Annotated in this window: 19 protein-coding genes and 1 pseudogene; 8 read left to right on the plus strand and 12 right to left on the minus strand. The window is 59.9% G+C overall.

The window, feature by feature from the left end:
* Positions 1-54 precede the first annotated feature (54 nt).
* From L6R21_09725 to L6R21_09755, 7 genes and pseudogenes are all read left to right on the plus strand, one after another.
* Positions 55-1,104 carry an NAD-dependent epimerase/dehydratase family protein gene (locus L6R21_09725; GenBank protein MCK6559465.1) on the plus strand — a complete coding sequence of 350 codons (1,050 nt, stop codon included), beginning with the start codon at positions 55-57 and terminating at the stop codon, positions 1,102-1,104.
* 27 nt (positions 1,105-1,131) lie between these two features.
* Complete coding sequence (locus L6R21_09730) at positions 1,132-2,934, plus strand: menaquinone biosynthesis decarboxylase (protein MCK6559466.1); 1,803 nt, start codon at positions 1,132-1,134, stop codon at positions 2,932-2,934.
* A gap of 64 nt (positions 2,935-2,998) precedes the next feature.
* Positions 2,999-4,087: pseudogene (gene mqnE / locus L6R21_09735) on the plus strand (aminofutalosine synthase MqnE).
* Between the two features lie 39 nt (positions 4,088-4,126).
* Positions 4,127-4,891, plus strand: coding sequence for a menaquinone biosynthesis protein (locus L6R21_09740; protein MCK6559467.1), 765 nt, complete (start codon positions 4,127-4,129; stop codon positions 4,889-4,891).
* A 29-nt stretch (positions 4,892-4,920) separates the two neighbouring features.
* Positions 4,921-5,406: a nucleotidyl transferase AbiEii/AbiGii toxin family protein gene (locus L6R21_09745; GenBank protein MCK6559468.1), complete on the plus strand. Its 486-nt coding sequence runs from the start codon at positions 4,921-4,923 to the stop codon at positions 5,404-5,406.
* 16 nt (positions 5,407-5,422) lie between these two features.
* On the plus strand, positions 5,423-5,680 hold the full coding sequence (locus L6R21_09750) for a hypothetical protein (protein ID MCK6559469.1): 258 nt from the start codon (positions 5,423-5,425) through the stop codon (positions 5,678-5,680).
* Between the two features lie 18 nt (positions 5,681-5,698).
* On the plus strand, positions 5,699-7,009 hold the full coding sequence (locus L6R21_09755) for a thermonuclease family protein (GenBank protein MCK6559470.1): 1,311 nt from the start codon (positions 5,699-5,701) through the stop codon (positions 7,007-7,009).
* Positions 7,010-7,103: 94 nt separating this feature from the next.
* On the opposite strand, the gene L6R21_09760 is transcribed toward L6R21_09755, so the two are convergent.
* Genes L6R21_09760 through mutY form a run of 3 tightly spaced genes read right to left on the minus strand, consistent with a single transcriptional unit; the run spans position 7,104 to position 9,377 of the window.
* Complete coding sequence (locus L6R21_09760) at positions 7,104-7,913, minus strand: class I SAM-dependent methyltransferase (GenBank protein MCK6559471.1); 810 nt, start codon at positions 7,911-7,913, stop codon at positions 7,104-7,106.
* Positions 7,903-8,250: an ATP-dependent Clp protease adaptor ClpS gene (locus L6R21_09765; protein MCK6559472.1), complete on the minus strand. Its 348-nt coding sequence runs from the start codon at positions 8,248-8,250 to the stop codon at positions 7,903-7,905. The genes L6R21_09760 and L6R21_09765 overlap by 11 nt, the downstream gene beginning before the upstream one ends.
* Positions 8,247-9,377 carry an A/G-specific adenine glycosylase gene (gene mutY / locus L6R21_09770; protein MCK6559473.1) on the minus strand — a complete coding sequence of 377 codons (1,131 nt, stop codon included), beginning with the start codon at positions 9,375-9,377 and terminating at the stop codon, positions 8,247-8,249. The genes L6R21_09765 and mutY overlap by 4 nt, the downstream gene beginning before the upstream one ends.
* 269 nt (positions 9,378-9,646) lie before the next feature.
* On the opposite strand from mutY, the gene greA reads away from it, so the two are divergent.
* Positions 9,647-10,129: a transcription elongation factor GreA gene (gene greA / locus L6R21_09775; protein MCK6559474.1), complete on the plus strand. Its 483-nt coding sequence runs from the start codon at positions 9,647-9,649 to the stop codon at positions 10,127-10,129.
* On the opposite strand, the gene L6R21_09780 is transcribed toward greA, so the two are convergent.
* From L6R21_09780 to L6R21_09820, 9 genes are all read right to left on the minus strand, one after another.
* Positions 10,114-10,455: a hypothetical protein gene (locus L6R21_09780; protein ID MCK6559475.1), complete on the minus strand. Its 342-nt coding sequence runs from the start codon at positions 10,453-10,455 to the stop codon at positions 10,114-10,116. The genes greA and L6R21_09780 overlap by 16 nt on opposite strands.
* A gap of 193 nt (positions 10,456-10,648) precedes the next feature.
* Positions 10,649-13,087, minus strand: coding sequence for an NTP transferase domain-containing protein (locus L6R21_09785; protein ID MCK6559476.1), 2,439 nt, complete (start codon positions 13,085-13,087; stop codon positions 10,649-10,651).
* Between the two features lie 136 nt (positions 13,088-13,223).
* A complete protein-coding gene (locus L6R21_09790) occupies positions 13,224-14,483 on the minus strand; it encodes an NTP transferase domain-containing protein (protein ID MCK6559477.1) in 1,260 nt (419 codons plus the stop codon).
* Positions 14,480-15,775 (minus strand): glucose-1-phosphate adenylyltransferase, encoded by a 1,296-nt coding sequence (locus L6R21_09795; protein MCK6559478.1) that lies wholly within the window; start codon positions 15,773-15,775, stop codon positions 14,480-14,482. Before L6R21_09795 ends, L6R21_09790 begins: the two co-directional genes overlap by 4 nt.
* Positions 15,776-15,857: 82 nt before the next feature.
* Positions 15,858-16,061, minus strand: a complete 204-nt coding sequence (locus tag L6R21_09800; GenBank protein ID MCK6559479.1) for a hypothetical protein — start codon at positions 16,059-16,061, stop codon at positions 15,858-15,860.
* An 82-nt stretch (positions 16,062-16,143) separates the two neighbouring features.
* Positions 16,144-16,800: a Rieske 2Fe-2S domain-containing protein gene (locus L6R21_09805; GenBank protein ID MCK6559480.1), complete on the minus strand. Its 657-nt coding sequence runs from the start codon at positions 16,798-16,800 to the stop codon at positions 16,144-16,146.
* A 146-nt stretch (positions 16,801-16,946) separates the two neighbouring features.
* Positions 16,947-19,592, minus strand: coding sequence for a c-type cytochrome (locus L6R21_09810; GenBank protein ID MCK6559481.1), 2,646 nt, complete (start codon positions 19,590-19,592; stop codon positions 16,947-16,949).
* Positions 19,593-19,602: 10 nt separating this feature from the next.
* Entirely contained in the window at positions 19,603-20,484 is an 882-nt protein-coding gene (locus L6R21_09815; protein ID MCK6559482.1) for a cytochrome C, read from the minus strand.
* Between the two features lie 135 nt (positions 20,485-20,619).
* Entirely contained in the window at positions 20,620-21,393 is a 774-nt protein-coding gene (locus L6R21_09820) for a cytochrome b N-terminal domain-containing protein (GenBank protein ID MCK6559483.1), read from the minus strand.
* Positions 21,394-21,526: the final 133 nt, after the last annotated feature.

The raw sequence follows: 21,526 nt of genomic DNA on the forward strand, positions 1-21,526 counted from the left end.
CTGTCCCTTTTCGCTCCGTGCGACGGAACGGGCGTGCGCACTGCCGGAGCCGCGATGAGATATTTTCTCACCGGCGCGACCGGTTTCATCGGCGGCCGGCTGGCCACAGCTTTGGTCGCCAACGGCCATGAAGTCGTGGCGCTGGTGCGCAATGCCGGCCAAGCCGCGCCACTCGCAGAGGCGGGCATCACACTCGCAACCGGCGACATTACCGACAAAGCAAGCATGCGGCCGGCCATGGCCGGCGCCGACGGCGTCTTTCACCTCGCGGCATGGTACAAGATCGGCGCCAAAGATAGTACAATGGCGGAAAGAATCAACGTGACGGGCACGCGCCACGTGCTGGAATTGATGCGGGAGCTTGGCATTCCCAAGGGCGTGTACACCAGCACGCTCGCGGTTTTTTCCGACACGCACGGCCGGAAAGTGGAGGAGAATTATCGCTACGACGGGCCGCATTTGAGTGAGTATGATCGCACGAAATGGCTGGCGCACTACCAAGTCGCCGTGCCCCTGGCCGCCGCCGGACTGCCGTTGGTAATCGTGCAACCGGGCCTGGTCTACGGCCCGGGCGACACCAGTGCAATCGCCGTGACGTTCAAACAATACCTGCAGCGCCGGCTGCCGCTGCTGCCCGAGCGCACCGCCTTTTGTTGGGCGCATGTCGATGACGTGGTGCGCGGCCATCTCCTGGCGATGGAAAAAGGCCGGCCCGGCGAAAGCTACATCATCGCCGGGCCGCCATACACTTTGATCGAGGCATTTGAAATCGCGGAACGAATCACCGGCATCAAAGCGCCGCGGTTGCGCGGCAAGCCGGGGTTGCTGCGCTTCATGGCGACGCTCAGTGGCTTCTTCGGTACCTTCCTGCCGTTGCCGGTGACGTATGCGGCAGAGACTCTGCGCGTTTCCGCCGGAGTGACTTATCTTGGAGATAATGCGAAAGCGCGGCGCGAACTGGGTTACACCGTACGGCCGCTGGAGGAAGGGTTGCGCGAGACGCTGCTGCAATTGCGAAGTAACGTCCAGTCCTTTCAAGCTGGCGTCGCTGCGAAAACAGCACAGGCTCTTCCAACCGATGGAAACCACTCAACGGACTCATAGACTCCTTGCTTTACAGGTCAATTCGACATGCCCTTTCCCTTTCCAGCCCTCGGCGATTTTGCCCGCCACCTCGAATCCCTCGGTGAATTGCATCGCGTCAAAGTCGAAGTCGATCCCGAATTGGAGATCACTGAGATCGCGGTGCGCGCCCTGCGGGAACAGCGACCGGCGCTGCTGTTCGAAAAAGTCAAAGGCGCGCGCTTTCCGCTCGCCATCAATCTGCTCGCCAGCGAGCGCCGCCTCGAGCTGGCGCTCGGCAGGCATCCCGATCAACTGGGCGAAGAGCTGATCCATTTCGTCGAAGCCGCCATGCCACCCAGGCCCCGGCTGGTCGTCGATCACTGGCCGGTGGTGAAGCGCCTGCTCGCGGCACGGCCCAAACGCAGCCGCAACGCCCTCTCGCAACAAATCATCAGCGCGCCGCAACTCTCCCACCTGCCGATTCAAAAATGCTGGCCGGAAGACGGTGGCCGCTTCATCACGCTGGGCCAGGTCTTCACGCACGATCCGCGCGACGGCAAGCGCAACGTCGGCATGTACCGCATGCAAGTCTATGACGATCGCAGCACCGGCATGCACTGGCAAATTCAAAAGGGCGGCGGGTTTCATTACTATCAAGCGCAGAAGCTCGGGCGGGAATTTGAAATCGCGGTGGCGCTGGGCACAGATCCGGCGACGCTGCTGGCGACGATTGCAGCGCTGCCGGAGGGCATCGATGAGGTAATGTTCGCGGGCTTTTTGCGCGGCGCGCCCGTGCCCATGGCCCAGGGCAAGTCCATCGCCATGCCGGTGCCCGCCGAGGCGGAATTCATTCTCGAGGGCCGGGTGCCGCTCGACGAAAGCCGGCGCGAAGGTCCGTTCGGCGACCACTTCGGCCACTACTCACACGCCGCCGATTTTCCCGTGTTTCACCTCAACCAGATCACGCATCGCCGTGGCGCGATCTATCCCTGCACCGTGGTCGGCAAGCCGCCGATGGAAGACAAATTTCTCGGCGACGCCACGCAGCAAATTCTCAGGCCGCTTGCCCGCCTGATTCACAAGGAAATCAAAAGTCTGTGGGCCTACTATGAAGCCGGGTTTCACAATCTGCTCGTGGTTGCGGTGGAGCAGCGCTATCAGAAAGAAGCGATGAAGTCCGCGCTCGGCTTGATGGGCACGGATCAGCTTTCGCTCACCAAGTGCATCGTGCTGGTGTCCGATCATGTGAATGTGCGCGACTGGAAATCCGTGCTCGCCGCGATCAAGGCGAATTTCGATCCGCACTACGATTTCGTAATGATTCCCAAAGTGCCGCTCGACACGCTGGACTTCACTTCTTTCAAAATGAATCTCGGCAGCAAAATGATCTTGGATGCCACGGTGAAGGACGGGGCGAGGGGGAGACAGGGTGAGGGGGAGATCGGGAGCGAGGGAGAGAGGGAGAGGATGGAAAATGTTCTGGCGCGCTTGCCGCAGGAATTTCCCGGCGTGCAGGAAGCCTGCCTGCATGATGAAACGCTGCTCCTGGTGAAAACCGCGGGCGAGGGCCGGGAAATCATCGCGCGGCTGGTCAAGCTGCCGGAATTGCGCGCATTGAAAATAATTGCCGCGGTGAGCGCGGATGTTGATTTGCATTCCCGGGAAAGCTACATTTGGGGCGTTTTCACGCGCTTCGATGCCGAGCGCGATGTGATTTTCAGCGAGCAGTCGCTCCTCGGCATTAGCCCGATCTACCGGGGGGTGATGGGCATCGACGCCACCTGGAAGCCGGGCTATCCCGGGCCGCTGGTGATGACGGAGGAGATTCGCGCGCGTGTGGAAAAGAGATGGGAGGAGTATTGGCGATGACGATTGGTCGGTTTTACTGCAAACAGAAGAATACTGCATCCAGATAACGAAGGAAGAATCAATCATGGCATTCATGTCTGCAATCCAATTCCACGACCACAAACTCCTCCCCATTTGGGAAAAAATCCAGGCGGGCGAACGGCTCGATCTGCAAGACGGCGTGACCATGCTGCAAACTGAGGACCTGCTCAGCCTCGGCAAAATGGCGCACGCGGTGCAGCGGGAAAAAAGCGGCGACGCGGTTTACTTCGTCGTCAATCGCCAGGTCAATCCCACCAACATCTGCGTGCTGTCCTGCAAATTCTGTGACTTCGCGGTAAAAGCCAATGACGAGCGCGCCTACGCCATGACCATGACGCAAATCCTCGGCAAGCTCAATCACGAGCTGCAGGAGGTGCACATCGTCGGCGGCTTGCATCCGGAGTGGCCGTGGGAATTCTATCTCGACATGATGCGGCAAATCAAAGCCAACTTTCCCAAAATCGATATCAAAGCCTGGACCGCGGTGGAAATCGACTTCTTCTCCAAGAAATTCAAGCTGCCGATTCAAGAAGTCTTGCGCCAGCTCAAGGCAGCCGGGCTGAGCACCATGCCGGGCGGCGGCGCCGAGGTTTTTTCCGAGCGCGTGCGGCGGCGGCTGTTCAATCAGAAGATCGGAGAAAAGCGCTGGCGCGAAGTGCATCGCGCTGCGCACGAGCTGGGCATTCCCACCAACGCCACCATGCTCTACGGCCACATTGAAACGCTGGAGGAACGCGTGGAGCATTTGATCAAGCTGCGCGAGCAGCAGGAGGAATCGCGCGGCTTTCTGACCTTCATTCCGCTGGCCTATCAGCCCGGCGACAACGGCGTGGTCGACCGCTACACCTCCGCGGTGGATGATTTGAAAACCATCGCCGTCTCCCGGCTGATGCTCGACAACTTCCCGCACATCAAGGCCTACTGGATCATGCTCACCGCGGAGGTCGCGCCGGTGGCGTTGCATTTCGGCGCGGATGACATGGACGGCACGGTCGGTGAGGAGCGCATCGCGCATGCGGCGCACGCCACCAGCCCGGTGACGCTGGCGAAGGACCACATCATCGGCCTGATTCGCAGCGGCGGCAAGATTCCGGTTGAGCGCGACATTCTCTACAATCCGCTGGCGGTGCACGCGCCGCGCGCGCTCGGCAAGATTCCCTATCTCAATTGTGTGCCGTTCTACCGCGAGTTCGAGCCGGCGCGCGTCAATCAGGTGCCGATGTCACCGCAGCAAATGGGGCGGCTCGCCGAGCGCAATCAAATCGACGGCGGCCCGCTCTCGTTGATGGACTACTTCCGCGTCGAGCACAATTATGACCTGCTGGATTACGGCATTGCGGTGAAAGACCTGGCGCACAGCGTGCGGCTCTATTCCAATCACAAGTGGCATGAGCTGGCAGGCAAGCGCATCGGCGTCACCGCCGACACTTCGACCTCGATGGAACTCTTGCAGGTCATTTTGCAGCACAAATACGGTGTGCGCGCCCAGCTCGAGCGCATGCACGCCGTGTTTCAATCGCAAGAGGCCGGCCGCTTCGAGGCCGCGCTGGTGATTGGCGATGAGGCCCTGCGCCGCTTGCAGGCCGGCCTGGCGGGCTTTCAATACGTTTATGATCTCGGCCATGAGTGGCATGCGTGGACCGGCCTCCCGTTCGTCTTCGCGGTCTGGGCGATTCGTCGTGACATGAGCCGGCAAGATCGCGACCAACTGGTGGCGGAACTCGAGCGCGCCGCCAACAGCGCCGAGCAGCGCCAGCCCGAATGGGGCCGCATGCACGGCAAGCGCCTAGGCTTGACCAGCGCCGAAGTACAGGCCTATTTCGACGGCTTTGTCTACCGCCTGGGCGAGCGCGAACACGCCGCGATTCAGCGCTTCCGCGAGTTTGTTGAAAAGTGCCAGCCGGCAGCCTTGCCGTTGACCGCGGGAGCAGCCTGAGACCGGCGTCAAATCGTTGGTGGGTTGACATGAAGGATCAATTTGCCGGCTTCCTGACCGTGTTCGAGGCCCTCGACCGGCAGGAAGTCGAATACATTCTCATCGGCGGCGTGGCCGTCATTCTGCACGGCCTGGAGCGCTTGACCCGTGACATCGATATTTTCGTGAGACCTACTCTCGAAAATATCGCCAAGCTGCGTGCGGCTCTAAAGACGGTTTTCAACGATCCGGCAATCGATGAAATCTCACTGCCGGAGTTGCAGCGCTACGCGGTTATTCGCTTCGGTGCGCCCGGCCACTTTTATGTTGACCTCATGGCGCGACTGGGCGAAGCCGTGGTTTATGAAGATTTGCAGTATGAAGTCATGGAACAAGAAGGCATCAAGATCAGGGTGGCCTCGCCCGAAACCTTGTATCGGCTCAAACATGACACCCTGCGCGACAAGGACAAAGCCGATGCCCACTTTCTGCGCAAACTGATTGAGTCACGTTCCTCCGGTCAGCAACTTCTTTGATTCACTCGAACCTGCCATGCCGGTTTACAAATTCAAATCCCATGAAGACGCCGAAGCAGCTTTGTGGACTTTCTCTCCCGACGCCGCCTATTACAAAAGAGTGGCCGCGCTGTGGCGCTTTGCCAACCGATTGAATCCGATTTCCTATCCCGCGGGCCTCTTCAAATTTCGCAGTCTCGAGGAAGCCAACCGCCATCGTGAGGAAATCGAACTCGCACAGGCGCGGGCATTGCGCGCCCGCCGGCGGGCGGAAGAGAACAAGCAGCCGGATTGAATCTCAAGAGGAAACAAAATGACGATCGCCTCCACACAACACAAGATCATTCTCGGTGACGCCCGCGCGATGACGGAACTGGCGGATTCTTCCGTCCATCTCATCATCACCTCACCGCCCTACTGGCAGCTCAAAGACTATGGCCATGCCGGGCAGATCGGCTTCAACGACAGCTACGAAGAGTACATCAACCATCTTAATCTCGTCTGGCAGGAATGCTATCGCGTGTTGCATCCGGGCTGCCGGCTGTGCATCAACATCGGCGATCAGTTCGCGCGCGCGGCTTACTACGGCCGCTACAAGATCATTCCGATTCGCACCGAAATCATCAAATTTTGCGAATCCATCGGCTGCGATTACATGGGCGCGATCATCTGGCAGAAGGTGACCACCACCAACACCAGCGGCGGCGCGACCATCATGGGCTCCTTTCCCCACCCGCGCAACGGCATCGTCAAGCTCGATTACGAATTCATCCTGCTGTTCAAAAAGCTCGGCAAATCGCCCAAGCCGACGCCGGCGCAAAAGGAAAGCTCGACGATGACAACGGCGGAATGGAACGAGTATTTTCACGGCCACTGGAACTTTCCCGGCGAAAAACAGAATCAGCATCTCGCCGCATTTCCCGTGGAGCTGCCGCGGCGCTTGATTCGCATGTTCTCCTTCACCGGCGAGACCGTGCTCGATCCGTTTCTGGGCAGCGGTACTACCGCCGTGGCGGCGCAGGAGCTGGGGCGAAATTCGGTCGGGTATGAAATCAATCGCGAGTTTCTGCCCGTCATCAAGAGCCGTCTGGGTATCGAAGAAAACAGTCTGTTCGGCGCAGACAGCTCCTGCCAGGCGGAGATCATCGAACAGCCGCCTGCGGCGATAGATTTCGATGCCGCGATTGCAAGACAACCCTACGTTTTTCGCGACCAGGTGAAGTTCGACAAGAAAGTCGATCCGCGCCAGCAGCATTTCGGCTCAAAAATCAGCGGCCGGGAAAAAGACAAGACAAAGTACTACGCGGTGACGCGCGTCGAAGCCCCACACTTGCTCGAGCTGAGCGGGGGCCTCAAGATCCGTCTGCTCGGCATCAAGCCGGTTGCGGAGAGAGAAACCGCGGCGATCAGCTTCATGCAGGAGCTGGTTGATGGCCAGAAAGTATTCTTGAAGTTCGATCGACAGGAATGCGACGAGAACAACCGGCGTTGGGCATATCTCTATTTGAAGAACAAAACCTTCATCAACATGCACCTGCTCAAGCGGGGACTGGCTGAAGTCGACACCGCACAGGAATTTCGAGCCAAGCAGCGCATGTTGCAGGTGGCGGGCGCGCTCACGTGAAAACACTGCCGGAATTCCCGGCGTGCGTTACAGCGCAGTGCTGAATTTGGCTTCCTGGGGTTGGTTGTCCCCCACCAGCGGTTGTGCCGCGGCCTCACGCCTTCAACCTCGCCAGACAAACCAAAGACAATCCCACCGGAAAAGAACCGCGCCGCAGCCAAAACCGCTCGGCGGCGAAGATGGCCTGCAGCCAGCGATTCGTCGGAGGCAAGGTTTCGAAATCGGAGCGCGGCGGATGCGGCCGCGAGGGCCAAGTCTTTTGCAGCAGCCGCCAGCCGGCGATGGGGAGAAAGAGCAGGCTGTTATAGTAGGAAAGACGCAGCGGCTGAAGCCCGGTGGCTTGCAGCAGCCGCAGCAGGCGGGATTTGCTGTACCGCCGGCGATGGTGGTTGATCTCATCATGCTCGCTCCACAAACACATGAACGCGGGCACGGTGATCACGACCAGGCCGTGCGGCTTCAGCCAGCGCAGATAGTGCGCCAGCAGGGCGGCATCATCATCGACGTGTTCAATGACATCGAAGAAGGTCAGCACATCATAGCGGGCGTACTGCCAGGCTGGATCGCTGTCGAGAAAAACGCGGTTGCGGTCATGTTGCCGGCAAAAGGCAACGGCGTGCGGTGAAGCATCGACGCCGGTAACCGCACCGAATTCGCGCAGCATCGGCAGCATGGCGCCGGTGCCGCAGCCCACGTCCAACAAAGCAAGACCGGCGGTGCTGGTCACAGCCGGCCGGTTGTGCAGGTGTTCGTCGAGCAGCGCGCGCATGATTTGATTGCGCGCCTGAAACCACCAGTGCGAGGCTTGAATCTCGTTGAAGAGGAGATAGTGGCGGTCTTCCATGACGAGGGCGAGAGCAAAACGATGAGCAGCCGGCGGCCAGCGGGCCGCTTCAGCCTTCAATTTCTACCAGTAGTTGGATTTCGCGCAACACGCCGGCGACACGAAAGCACTCCGCGAATTCGCCGTGATAGGCAATGGCCTTGCCGCGCGTGTGCGCTTCATAGGCGATTTTCCCGGCACGCTGCTGACCGCAGCCCAGCGCCTTTTGCAGTTGCACAATGACTTCGTCGAAGGTGTGAATGTCGTCGTTGTAGAGGATGACCTTCCAGGGTTCGCCGAGGCGGGAACCGATATCATCATCGACCACGGTTTCTTCGTCGGCATCGGGCGTCGTAAGCCCCAGCCAGAGGCGCCAATGGAATTCCGGCCGCGGATTTGTGACAGCGATACTGCTCATACGACTCCGAGATCTTTGGTCAGCGCGGCAATGATGTGCCGGTTTGCGGTGGAGAAGGCGTAATTCTGTAATTCCGCCGGCCGCACCCATTTCCAGCGCTGGCAGCGCACGGTTTGCGGCTCGCCGCGGAGATAACGGCAATGGTATACGTGCAGCGTCACGCGAAAATGAGTATAGCCGTGTTCGACCGTCATCAAGCTTTTGCCGACTTTGGTTTCGACGGCCAGCTCCCGGCGCAGGGCGCGCCGCAGCGCGGTGCCATGCCGCTCACCTTGCGCCAGCGCCCCGCCGGGGAATTCCCACAATCCGCCGAGCAGGCCGCGCGCGGGGCGCTGATCGATCAGCAGCCGGCCTTCTTTCCATACCAGCCCCACGACCAGGTGATGATGCGGCACCGGCGGCTTGCGGCGGCGCGCCGGCAACCGCGACGGGTCGCGCAGGTGATTGTGGGCACAACAGTATTTCTTTGCAGGACACTGCCCGCAACTGGGGCGGCGCGGCGTGCACACCAGCGCGCCCAATTCCATTACCGCTTGATTCCAATCGCGGGCCTGCCCGGCTTTGAGCAACGCCTGCGCCAGCGCGCGCAAGAGCTGCTTGCCGCGCGGTTCTGCCGGCGGCACCGTCACGCGGAAGAGCCGGCACAGCACGCGTTCGACGTTGCCATCCACCACGGCATGATCGCGATTGAAGGCGATGCTGGCAATTGCGGCTGCGGTGTAAGGCCCGATGCCCGGAATTTCCAGCAGCTTGTGGTAGTCGCGTGGCAGGTCGCCCTGCAAGGATGCGCTGACGTATTGCGCGGCTTGGTGCAAGTGGCGGGCGCGTGCATAGTAGCCCATGCCCTCCCACGCCTTGAGCACGTCATCGAGCGGGGCCTGCGCCAGCGCGGTGAGCGTGGGGAAGCGCCGGAGAAAAGGCTCGTAGTAATCCAGCACTTTGGCGGTTTGCGTTTGCTGCAGCATCACCTCCGAAACCCAAATGGCGTACGGGTCACGCTGCCGGCGCCAGGGCACGTCGCGCCGTGCAATGGCATACCACTGCAGCAGCTTTAGCTGCAACGCCCTGCGCCGGGCGGAGGAAATGCGATCGAGGTAGACTTGATTATCGGGAATCGTGCGTGGCATCGTTTTTTTTGTGGGCGAATGTAAGGCCGGACAGTGATATTCGCAACTTGAAATTTGGCCGTGACCTCGGCGGCGGGTGCTGCGAAGAAATTTCCGGAGAAAAGAGGTTGATACCGGCAGGTGAATTTTGTATATTTTCGCGCTTCCAAAATCATGCGTTGACCCTTCAGCCATTCCAGCCCTGCGGAATGGCTTTGCTTTATCCTGCGGGGGAGGCAATCCCGACATGCAAGCGGCGCCGCATCACTCTGTTCAAGGAGCTCTCAGTCATGAAGCAGTACTATTTCACCGAAGCCGGCTACGAGAAACTGCGCAAGGAAATCGAGCGCATCGAGAAATATTTAAAGACCGACATCGCCAAAGAAATTGCGACGGCGCGCGAGCACGGCGATCTGCGCGAGAATGCCGAATATGAATCCGCCAAAAACAAGCAGGCCAACTACATGGCCAAGCTCGGCATGCTGCAGGAACGCTTTCAGAACGCCCGCATCATCCGCAGGGGCGATTTGCCGGAAGGCATCGTCACGCTGGGCAAGATGGTCACCATCGTCGACACTGCCACCCAGGAAGCGGAAAAGTACATCATCCTCGGCGACGGTGAAACTGATCTGGAGAAGAACATCATCAGCTATCAATCGCCGATTGCCCAGGCATTAATGAAGCACAAGGTGGGAGATCTCGTCGAAATCAAACTGCCGCGCCGCACCAAGAAGGTCGAAATCGTGGAGATTACGTTCTACGAGGAAATGTAGCTCGGCAATGTCAAGCCAGATTTGTTGCTGCCCAACAGCGCATTTCCCCCAGCCGTGGCGCTCGAACGAGAAAGAGGAAAGCGAATCAAAAGAATGCCTGTAACTCCCCTCGCTTGAAAGGAGAGGGGAATCGGGCTCCTGCCAAGTGAAATTGTCGTTTCAGAAGCAAAGCCATATTTCCAACTGATAGAAACAACCCAATGGATGCCAGTCTTCTCCATCGACTCGGTTATTTCTATCAATCGGAGATTTTCTTTGAGATGCAGTTGGTTCGCATTACGGGGTGAGTTTTCTGCCTTGCCATTGTCGAGGTAGTGGCCGCTCAAAAATGTTCCAATCCAAGCTGAACCGGGGGGTTCCAAAACTTCGAGCGACCCGAAACTTCTGAGGTTTTGAATGCAACGGCCAAGCCGTTGCAGAACCTTGGCGCCGGCGCAACGCCTTCTACCATGCCAGACACGACAACGCCAAACTGCATCTACGCGTTGCAGGAACCTCAGCGTGCCGGCGCGACGTCTTCTACTCCCACCGGCCATTTGGCGTCCGGCCCTCTGCTTCCTGCTTCCACTCCTGCAGGCTGTGCAACACCCGCGCGATGAACGAATCAGCGCTGCGGCCGGCGTTCTCCCAATAGTACAGCTCCAAGGCTGCTGCGCTGGCGCACGGACGCACGATCACCCAATCCAATTCCCCACCGAAACGCACACCGTCGCTGATGCCCGTCACCTCGGCCGCAAATCGTTCGAGCAGCCGGCGCATCAACTCCGCCTTGAGTTCGGCAGGGCAGGAAAAGAACTGATGGCCCAGCGGATCGGCCTGCCACTCTAATGCCGGCACGGAAGCGAGGCGCGGCAGCACACAGGCGAGCGCCACCAGCGCGTCCGGATGTGCCTGCCAGGCGGAATGAATGATTCCGCCGCGGCCGTCAAAACCAAACCAGGACTCCAGGCCCGCCGTGCGGCCGAATTCCGCAAAGCGCGGCCGCACGCCCGCAATCGACAAAACGCGCCTGCCGGTGCGGCCGCCGGTGCCCGCGAGCGCGTCCATCAGCCAATTGAAGATCTGCGTGGCGGATTCCTCCTGCTGCAGGAGGCGGCTGAACAGCAAATCGCTGACCGCGCGGCCGGTGTCCGCATGATGCAAGCGCAGCCGCTCACCGTTGCTCGCAAGAGAAAAACACCAACTCTCCCGCCTGCCGCAAATCGTGTGAGGCCGCGCAGCCGGTTCATCCACCACGACTGCCAACGGCATAGAAAGCGCTTTGGCGAAGTGCGCGACGAGCTGCCCAAGTCCGGCTTCGCTCACGTGCACATGACAAGCGGGAATCCCCGCCGCGGGCGGGGCCAAAAAGTCAGCCAGGGCGCTCACATATTCGCGGCGGACTTGCTCGGCATCCAGGTTCTCGAACCGGCCCATGCCGCGGTGGTGGGACAATTCTTCGAACTCGAGCGCGCAGGTGGCAGCGGTGGAAAAATCGTGGCCATGGTGATCGAGCAAAATCACCCGCAAGAGATTGGCATCGCCGGCATTGCCCAGATAAATGCCGCCGGCGTATCGCCGGGAGAGCAAAGCTTGGCGAGCCAGCGGCACACTGGCAGGCTGGAGCAACGCGACCTCACAGCCAGCGGCAAGCAGCCCTGCCAGCAGCGGCGCAATTTCCTCCGCCGAACCTGCCGTGTGCGCGGCAGCCAGCAGAATGCTGGCCGCCTCACCGCCGGTGTGCGCAACACCGGATTCCAACAAAGCAGGGCGCTGCGCGGTTTGATGAACGCCAAAAGACCTGCCCAGCCAATTCAAAAAGTCCGCACTGAAGTCTGTTGCCACCAGATCGCCGCAATCAACCAAGCGCCGCAAATAGCCGACCGGCAGCGCGCGCTGTGTGGCCACGATCTGCCCCGAGGCCACGCGCTGCCGGGGGTGCACGATGCCATTGGCTTGAATGACGGATTGTGCCTCGATCTGCGCGCCTTCGCCCACCAGACTGTGCGGCAGCAGCCGCGCAGCCGGCCCGATTTGCACGCGATCCATCACGATCGCCGAGTCGATGGTCGCGCCCTCGAGTACGCTCACCTCGTCCAGCAGCACGCTGCGAGTAATGCGGGTATGCGGCGCGATTTGGCAGCCGCTGCGGATGACGGATTCCGAGAGCAGGGCGGTGCTGGCGATGCGATTTCCCTCGCCGTACGCCAGATAGCTGCGCTCCTGGCGATGGCGCGCTGCTTCTTCGCGGGTCAAAAATGCCGCCGTCAGCTTGCCGTCGAGAAATTCCAAATTCGCCACGCGCAGGTCTTCGGGCGTGCCCACGTCGCGCCAGTAGCCTTGAATGGGAAAGCCGTACAGCGGCGCGGCCTTGGCGGCGAGTTGGGGAAAGACATGTTTTTCGAAATAGACTTGCTCGCCGGACTCCGGAATGTGGTCGAGCAATTCCGGTTCGATGATATAGACGCCGGCATTCACCCAATCGCTGAAGACTTCCGGCCAGGTGGGTTTTTCGAGAAACTGCAGAATGCGGCCTTCCGGCTGGCGCCGCACGATGCCGAATGACAAAGGCGCAGGCTGCGGACACAGGGCTATGGTTGCCAGGCTGCGTTTGCTGCGATGAAACTCGAGCATGGCCGCCACGGGCGCTTCGGTAAGAATATCTGCAGCGTGAATCAAACACGTTTCGTGGATCTGCTCGCGAATGAAGCGCACGCTGCCGGCGGTGCTGAGATCTTTTTCGAGAATGTAATACTCGAAGGCGGCATCAAAAGCCTCGCCGTTGCCGAGCTGGGCGAGGAACGCCTCCGGCTGGTAATGCAGCAGAAAAAGGAATTCGCGGATGTTCTGCCGGCGCAAGGCAAGAATGATGCGCGCAATGATGGGAAGATTACCAATGGGCAACAGCGGCTTTGGGCGGGTGAGGGTGAGGGGGTGCAAGCGCGTCCCCATGCCACCGGCAAGTAGAATGGCTTTCACAGAAGTTCGTTGTCGTGCGTGTGAGAAATCCAATGGCAAAGAGGCAATCCGGCAAAACCATGATGCACAGGGGAATCATACTCGGTTCCGAGCGTGGAAAACGGTTCGGGCTCCTGATCAATTCCAACGGGCTGGTTTAATTGAAACCGATTGTCTCGCCGTCCTTTACGAAATCTGAATGATAACTGATTTCCGTGCTTTGCGGATGAATAATGCAGTTGCAACCGATCGTCACCTTGGTGGGCACCGTCACCAGCTTGCCCACGATGGTCAGCCCTTCGCTCAGATGATCAGTGAAGCGGCGGTTGGGCCGGGATCGGTCGCCGAAGCCGACGCGGCAGCCCGGCCGGAAACGGGTCAGCTTGTCGGCGATGACGAAGGAAAGCGCGGCGTCCTGCTCAATGACGCTGTCGTGCATGACCACCGAATCACTCACCACCGCGCCCTTGCCAACGCGAACGCCCGGCGAGAGCACACTGTTCCGCACTTCACCTTCGATGACGCAGCCTTGCGCGACGATGCTGTTGACGACGTTGGCGCCGTCGAGAATGCGCGTGGGCGGCCGGTCGCCGGAGCGGCCTTCCTCTTCGAGGTTGGTGTAGACCTTCCAGCGCGGCAGGTCGAGGCCGGAGCCGGGCCGCAGCAAATCCATGTTGGCGTCCCAATAGGCGAAGAGCGTGCCCACGTCCCGCCAGTAACCGGTGAAGGGATAGGCGCAAATCGTGTGGGTTTTGATGACTTCGGTGATCACGTGCTTGCCGAAATCATGCTCCGGAATGGTGCGCAGGCAGTGATAGAGAAAATCGGTGTTGAAGACATAAACGCCCATGGAAGCGAGATTGCTCTTGGTCTGCTTGGGCTTTTCCTCCCAGGTCATGATGCGATCGTGCTCATCGATGGTGGCAATGCCGAAATGGCGGGTCTCCTCCCACGGCACGCGCATCATGGCGATGGTGAGATCCGCGCCGCGGCTCTTGTGAAAGTCGACCATCTCGCTGTAGTCCATGTAGTAGATATGATCGCCGGACAGGACCAGCACTTGATCGGCATCGAAATTACGGATGTAGTCGATATTCTGGCGGATGGCGTCGGCGGTGCCTTTGTACCAATCGGAGTCTTTTTCACCGGTGCGCGGCGGCAAAATTTTGGCGCCGCGCATGCGGCCGACAAAGTCCCACGGCTCACCGCTGCCAATGTGTTCCATCAGGGAGAGCGGTTTGTATTGCGTGAGCACGCCGACGTTGATGATGCCGGAATTGCGGGCGTTGCTCAGCGTGAAGTCGATGATGCGATACAGGCCGCCGAAGGGCACTGCCGGCTTGGCGCGCGCATGCGCCAGAATGTTCAACCGGCTGCCGACACCGCCGGCGAGCAGCATGGCCAGGGTCTTTTTCATGAGATCGACACTCCCGATTCATACTCCCGCTCGCGAAACTGGGCCGGCGTCAGATTGGGATGCACGATGCAGTTCGAACCGATCTTGCGGCGCTCGGGGAGATGGGCGCCGCGCCCGATCAGGGTGATACCGCTGCGTAGAAGCTGGGGATATTCTTCATTGGGAACCGCGGGGTCGCCGTTGCCGATCTCACACTCCGGCGCAATGTGCACCTCGGCATCAGTGATGACTTTGTGCAGGCGACAGCCGGCCGCGACTTTGGCATCGAACATCAAGATCGAATCTTCCACCTGCACGTTCTCGCCGATCTCCACGCCGGGGAAGAGAATGCTGTTCTTCACTGCGCCTTTGATGCGGCAACCGCTGTAGAGCAGGGAGTTCTCGATCTGGGCGCCGGAGTCGACGTGGGCCGGCGGCCGGTCGCGCACCAGATCGTGCGCGAGATTGGTGCGCACCTGCCATTGTTCGGGATCGATCCTGGGATGCTCGCCGAGCATATCCATGTTCGTCTGCCAATACTCGTCGATGGTGCGGGTGTAGCCCCAGTAGCCGTCATCCCAATAGCCAAACACGCGATGCTTCTTCACCATCTCCGGGATGAGGTGGCGGCCGAATTCATAGCCCTTGGGCTCGCCGGTCATGTACTGGCGGAGCACCTCGGCCAGCACTTTGGCGGAGAACAGGTAAATCGTCAGCGAAGCCCAATAGCGCTGCTCCGGCCAAGCGGGAATGGTCTCGGGCTTTTCGAGATATTCCACCAGCCGGCCGCCGCGCCGGCCGGCCGCCAGCTCCAGACGGCCCAAGCCGAAACGCGAGGCTTGCGAGCGGTCGGTGGGGGTGAAGGCGATGGTCAAGTCTGCGTCGTGTTCGAGATGAAAATCGATGAGCGGGCCATAATTCATCGCATAGACGTGATCGCCGGAGAGCACGAGCACGAGATCGGGATTATGCACGCGAATGAAGCCGAGGTTTTGAAAAACCGCGTCGGCGCTGCCGCGGTACCAATCCGAATACCTCTGCTTCGTAAACGGCGGCAGCACGGTGACGCTGCGCTCCCGGCCCACCATTTCCCAGGAGGCGCCGTTGCCGATGTGATTGATCAGGGAATAAGAGCGGTATTGCGAGAGAATGCCGACATTCTCGATTCCCGAGCGCATCAGATTGCTCATGGGAAAATCGATCACGCGATACAACCCGCCGAAGGGCACCGCGGCTTTGGGGCGCATTTGCGTCAACACCGAAAGCTCATCCCCGCGGCCGCCGGCCAGTATCATTGCCAATATTTTTCGCATAGCCTACACCCAAGAGTATTTATGATCAAGCCCGGGCGCAGCACGCTGCTGCGCGGGGAAATGCCAACCTGCCTGCCACCGTTCACTTGCGGAATGCTCTTTCCATGAACCAGCCCACGCCGAACACCAGCACACCGGTTATCGCCAGCCTGGCCTCGGCTTTGAAAGCCGCATCGCCCAGCGGATCCGAGAGTCCGGTGATGATGCCCCACAACGTGAGCGCCAGGCCGAGCATCTGAAAAGCCTTGGCGAAATACCAGAGCGCCTTGCGCAGAAACGCCTCCATTCAAATAAGAAGGGGCAAACGGCCAGGGGGACTCGTGCATCCGTGCCTCTCGCCGTTTGCCCCTTGTCGTTTGCCTGAGGCGTCACGATACGCCCAGCGGGAGAAAGGCACCAGGATTGTTCCACTGCCCCTGCTCTTCACGGTAACGGATGCTGGTATCCACCAGCAATTGGCCGTCTTCGGAAATATCGATCTTCACGCGTTCCAGCGGCCGCGGCGCCGGGCCTTCGAAGTTGAGGCCATCCATCGTGAAGCCGCTGCCGTGGCACGGACATTTGAACTTGGCTTCGGCTTCGAGCCAGCGCGGCGTGCAGCCGAGATGTGTGCACTGCGCGAAGATGGCGTAGAACCCCTTGTCGTTGCGCACGATCCAGGTGCGGTAGTCCTTCACCCACTTGGTGCTGACCGCGCCCACGGGATAATCGTCGGGCAAGCCGGCCTTGAACAGAGTGGACGGCTCGAACAGCACGCGCGGAAACATGTAACGCAACGAGCCGAGCAACATCGTGCCGAGAAAGCTGAAAAACGCCACCCAGCCGGCGCGCGAGAGAAAATTGCGGCGTGACATCCACAGCGTGCCGGGCGCCAGCGGCTCGGTCAGTGTCGAGCGGGATCCCGGCTTGGCTTTGGTCACTTCCGCCGCGGCGGGTGAAGTTTTCTTCTCGGCGCCGACCGCCGGGGCAGCCGCTTTCTTCATTTCACCAGCCGGCCCCGCAGCTTCTTTTTTTTCTTCGGACACGGGCAACCTCCTCTAACTCGGATTCGATGCGTGCTTCTGCCAGGAAAGGAATCTGAGTGCGCATGGATCACAATCGACTGCGTGCCTGCACATGAGAATCCAAACATTTCAGTCTCAGCAGCGCAGGGTGGCGGCTTGCCCGGCCATCAGGGTTTGCCGTTTCCCAAGCCCAGCAAGTAATTGCGCAAAGCGATAATCTGCTTGTCGGGATCGCCATCCAAGACATCCGGCGGATAGGAATCCGGATAGAACGAGGGCATTTTCGTGCCCGGCTGCAAGGTCTGAGGGTCGCGAATCCAGGCCGCAATCCATTCCGGATTCAAGCGTTGGCTGGCCATTGCCAGGTCCGGCGCCCAACCATCCGGCGGGCCTTGCGGCTTTTGCGCGCCGCGTTGATGACACGAAAAGCAATCAAAATAATCGCGTGAAACCAGCTTCTGTGCGCCCACGCGTTGATCTGCGGTGATCTCGTATTCCGGCAAATAAGAAAACCCGGGCGCTTCTCCTTCCAACGATTTGAAATACTCGACCAGGGCGTTGGCTTCCTTGTCGGTGAAGCCGAATGTCGGCATACGCGTGCGCAGCCACGGCCGGATCTCGCCGGTGCGCGGCTGCTTGAGAAAATTGAAGAGCCATTCGCTCTGCACCTTCCGGCCCTCTCCGATCAAGTCCGGCGGCGCATAAGCCGAGGCGGTGAACTCGTCGAGGCCTTCCTTACCCAGCGCCTGGATGAGCGCGGGCTTGATATCCCAGCCTTCACCTTCGATCACATGGCAGCCGGTGCAGTTGTACTTGCGCACCAATTGGCGACCGGCCTGCACGGCTTCATCGCGGCCATGCCAGGGCTTGACGTAGCGCTCACCGATCACGCGGCCGTCCCATGACCGCAATAGTACGGCCAATGCAGTGGCATCTTCCTCCGCCAATTGATAATTCGGCATGCGCTGAATCACCGCTTCGGTGGCATACAGGCGCGAGTTCTTCAGCTTGCCGATGGTCCAGCCCGTCCAGGTTTTCTCCACCTGCTGGTTGGCCAGCGCATCGCCGTAGAACAACTCTTCGGTGGTCTTCGCGCCGAACTCATTCAGCGAAACCGACACGCGGCCTTCATTCTCCAGGCCGGGAATGACATGGCAGCCGTGACAACCGAAGTTGCGCAGCACCGCTTTACCCTGGCTGATCAATGCAGGATTGCTGAGCTCCGGCAGGGGCGCGCTGTAATTGCCGGGCAAGGTGGTGCTGCCTTTATAGGTCAGCAGATAAGCCGTAATGTCCGCCGCTTCCTGATCGCTCAAGCGCAGATTGGGCATGCGCGTCGCCGGCGAAAAATGCTTGGGATTCTTGATCCAATCATACAACCACTGCGGCGTGGCCTTGGCCGCCACCACGCTCAAATCAGGCGCCATGTCATAGGGCAGCGGGTTGGGCCGCAGCTCGCGATCTTCCGCTGCCACGACGTGGCAACCCTTGCAGCCCACGGTTTCCACCAGCGTCTCGCCGCGTGCTGCATTGCCGTTGGCCGGCATCGCGACGGGCGTCCAGCCCGGCTGCTTGCCGGCCTCGAACAGATAGGCGGTTGCCGCCACCGCCTCTTCATGGGTGTACATGGGATTGGGCATGCGCGAATGCGGCCGCAGCTCGCGATTGTTGCGCAGCCAGCCGTAAACAAAGCCCGGCGAAAGCTTGTGCGCCACGCGGCTCAAATCCGGCCCGATGCGATCGAGCGTCTCATAGCCGCGAATTTCATGACAACCGTAGCAGCCCAGATCGAAGACCATGCGCTTGGCGCGGTTGAGCTGCTCGGCATGCGCCAGCCGCAGTTCTTGCGCGTGACACTTGTTGCAGCCGGTTTGCACAAACGCGCCGGTGAGCAGCGGATGTTCCCAATGTTTGGCGAAGCCATGCGCCATGTCCACGGTTTGCAACGCCGGGCCCTGGCCTTCGTGACACGGTGTGCAGCCGAAGCGCTCGACCGGATGAATGCGCAAGAGCGTATCCAGCGAGGCGTGGGTGCGGAACGGCTCGGTCATCGCCTCGAAGCCCTTGCGGTTGTAGGCCACATGGCAAGTATGGCAGCGATCGACGTTGTTGATGAAATTGCCGAAGTTGCCCTTGGCAAATTCCGGCAGCACGACTTGCTGAATCTTGATCTTGCGCTCGTCGATGCGGTCGAGGCGAAACTGCAACTCCTCGCGGCCCTTCGTGAGTTGCGTCAACTGGCCTTCGACTTCGTGAAGCTGTGCGCGCTGCCGGCGCAGCCGTTCCTGCACCGCGTGCTTCTGGGCCTCAGCTTCATCCCACTTCTGCTTCCACTCCGCGGCCAGCCGGTTGAGTTCTTCCAGCCGGCGGCCGTGCCGCTCGTGCGCCGCTTGATCGTGATGGTATTGCGCCTCCTTGTAGAGGTAATACTCGGCATCGGCCTCGCTTTTGGCGAAGCGGTATTGCTGCACCGCCCTGGCAATGGTGGCCGCAACTTGCGCCGAATCCGCCAGCGCCTGTTGGTATTCCGGGCTGCGCAGCGCCGCCTGTGCCTGTGCCAGTTGCGCCAGCAGATCCTGGTATTGCTCTTTCAACTCGCCGTCATGCAGTTTGGCGTTTTCCGCGGCGAGCTGGGTTTGCAGGCTGTCGCGCTCGAGGCGGTTGAATTCGCGCTGGGTACGCTGCCAGGGCGAGCGCACCCAGATCATGTCGATCACCGCCCAGAAGGTCGTGAGCGCGAGCAATGCGCTGCAGACAAAATAGATGCGACTATAGTCCCGTTCTTCGATCGGAATATCGGAACGTTTCGCCAAGTCCGCCTCCTTAGACATTGAACCACGGCGTTACCCAGATGTACTTGATGTTGAACGCGATCCGCAAGAACATCTTGATGACCAAGCCCATCATGGACAGCAGCAGAAAGGCATTGACGCTGTAACGCAGTGGCCCCAGCGTTTTCAGGATATCGGACTTGTCTCGTTTCCAGAACCAATAGATCGGAATCAATGCGAAATACCCCCCGACCAACACCAGGCCAAACAGCCCGGCGCCCAGTTTGGAGCGAATGCCGACCACTTCGTGCAGATCGACATTCACCATCGCCACCACCTTGTGCGGGTCCCACAATTCCCAGGGTGCGAAAAAATTCCAGCCCGGGCCGCGCAAAAAGGTGCCGAGAATGATCAGCCACAGCCACAACACGAGAAAACCGAAAAGAAAAACCGAAATGGCGAACGGCCGCTCTTTGAAGGTGTAATAGCCGTTGCCCTTTTTGTTGGGGTCGATGTAGGGGATCGCCATCAGCCCGACGATGATCAGTGTTGGCAGCACCACGCCGGCAATCCAGGGATCGAAGTAGACCAGCATTTCCTGCAGGCCCAGGAAGTACCACGGCGCTTTGGAAGGATTCGGCGTGCGGGAGGGATTGGCAGGTTCTTCCAGCGGCGCATCCAGCACCACGGACCAGACGGTGAGGATGATCATCACGATGAGGGCGGCGAGAAACTCGTTGCGGGTGAGGTAAGGCCAGGTGTGAATGCGATCCTGCCCCTCCTCCTTCATCTTTTCGAACTCGCCGTTGGTGAGGCGGCGGTCGTTGCGGCTGGCCTCGCGCCACCACAATCCCACATAAAAAGGAATGATGAACAGCAGACCCACGATCGGAATGTTGTCGGGGTTCTTCAGAATATTGATGAGATTTTCCATGAATACCCAACCTTCTGTGCGTGTGAAGCTGCGCCTGACCGGCGCACCGCAACCGCCGATCAGCAGAGGCGTGCCCAATTGTCAAGAGAGCGGGGGTGTTGTGTTGCAAGGCCGCCCGCGGGCGGCACGGCCCCACTACAGCGGGCCGGAAATGCCGCCGTCTTTGCGGACGCGCCAAAAGTGCACGCCCATGAAAACCGCCGCAAACAACGGCAGGAAGATGCAGTGCAACACGTAGAAACGCAGCAGCGTGGGCGGGCCGACTTGCGTGCCGCCGAGCAGCATGAAGCGCACGTCGTTGTCGGGCTTCATGCCCAGCTCGGGGCCGAACGGGCCCTCATGGCCGAGCAAGGGTGTGGCGCGCGCCATATTGGTGCCGACCGTCACCGCCCAGATGGAAAGCTGATCCCACGGCAACAGATATCCGGTAAAGGAGAGCAGAAGCGTGGTGGTGAGCAGAATGACGCCGACCACCCAGTTGAATTCCCGGGGGGGCTTGTAGGAGCCGGTGAGAAAAACGCGAAACATGTGCAGCCACACGGCGATCACCATGCCGTGCGCCGCCCAGCGGTGCATGTTGCGCAGGAACATGCCGAAGGGCACGTCGAACTGCAAATATTTCATGTCCGCGAAGGCGTATTCGGCGGTGGGGCGATAGTAGAACATCAACAAGACGCCGGTGACGGCGGTGACGAGAAAGAGCAGAAAGGTGATGCCGCCCATGCACCAGGTGAAACGGATGTACGTGCCGTGGCGGGGAAGCTTGGTGGGATGCAAGTGCATCCAGAAATTGTCGAGCACTTGCAGCAGGCGATTACGCTGGGAATCCTCGTAATCATGACGGAACATCGACTTCCAGACTTGAGACTTGAGCAGGCTCTCCCGCATCTTGTTGATGACTGCTTGCATGCCCTCTCCTCTGATGTGGTTCCGTACCAGCCAGATTCGATTTTTGAATGGCGCGAATATAAACGAAAAAGTCTTGATTGTCAAGCGGGAAGCCGCCGCTGCGGCAATGCCTCAGTTTCCGGCGGTGTCATAT

The organism is bacterium (genome assembly GCA_023150945.1).
In the GTDB taxonomy this organism is placed as follows: Bacteria; Zhuqueibacterota; Zhuqueibacteria; order Zhuqueibacterales; family Zhuqueibacteraceae; genus Coneutiohabitans.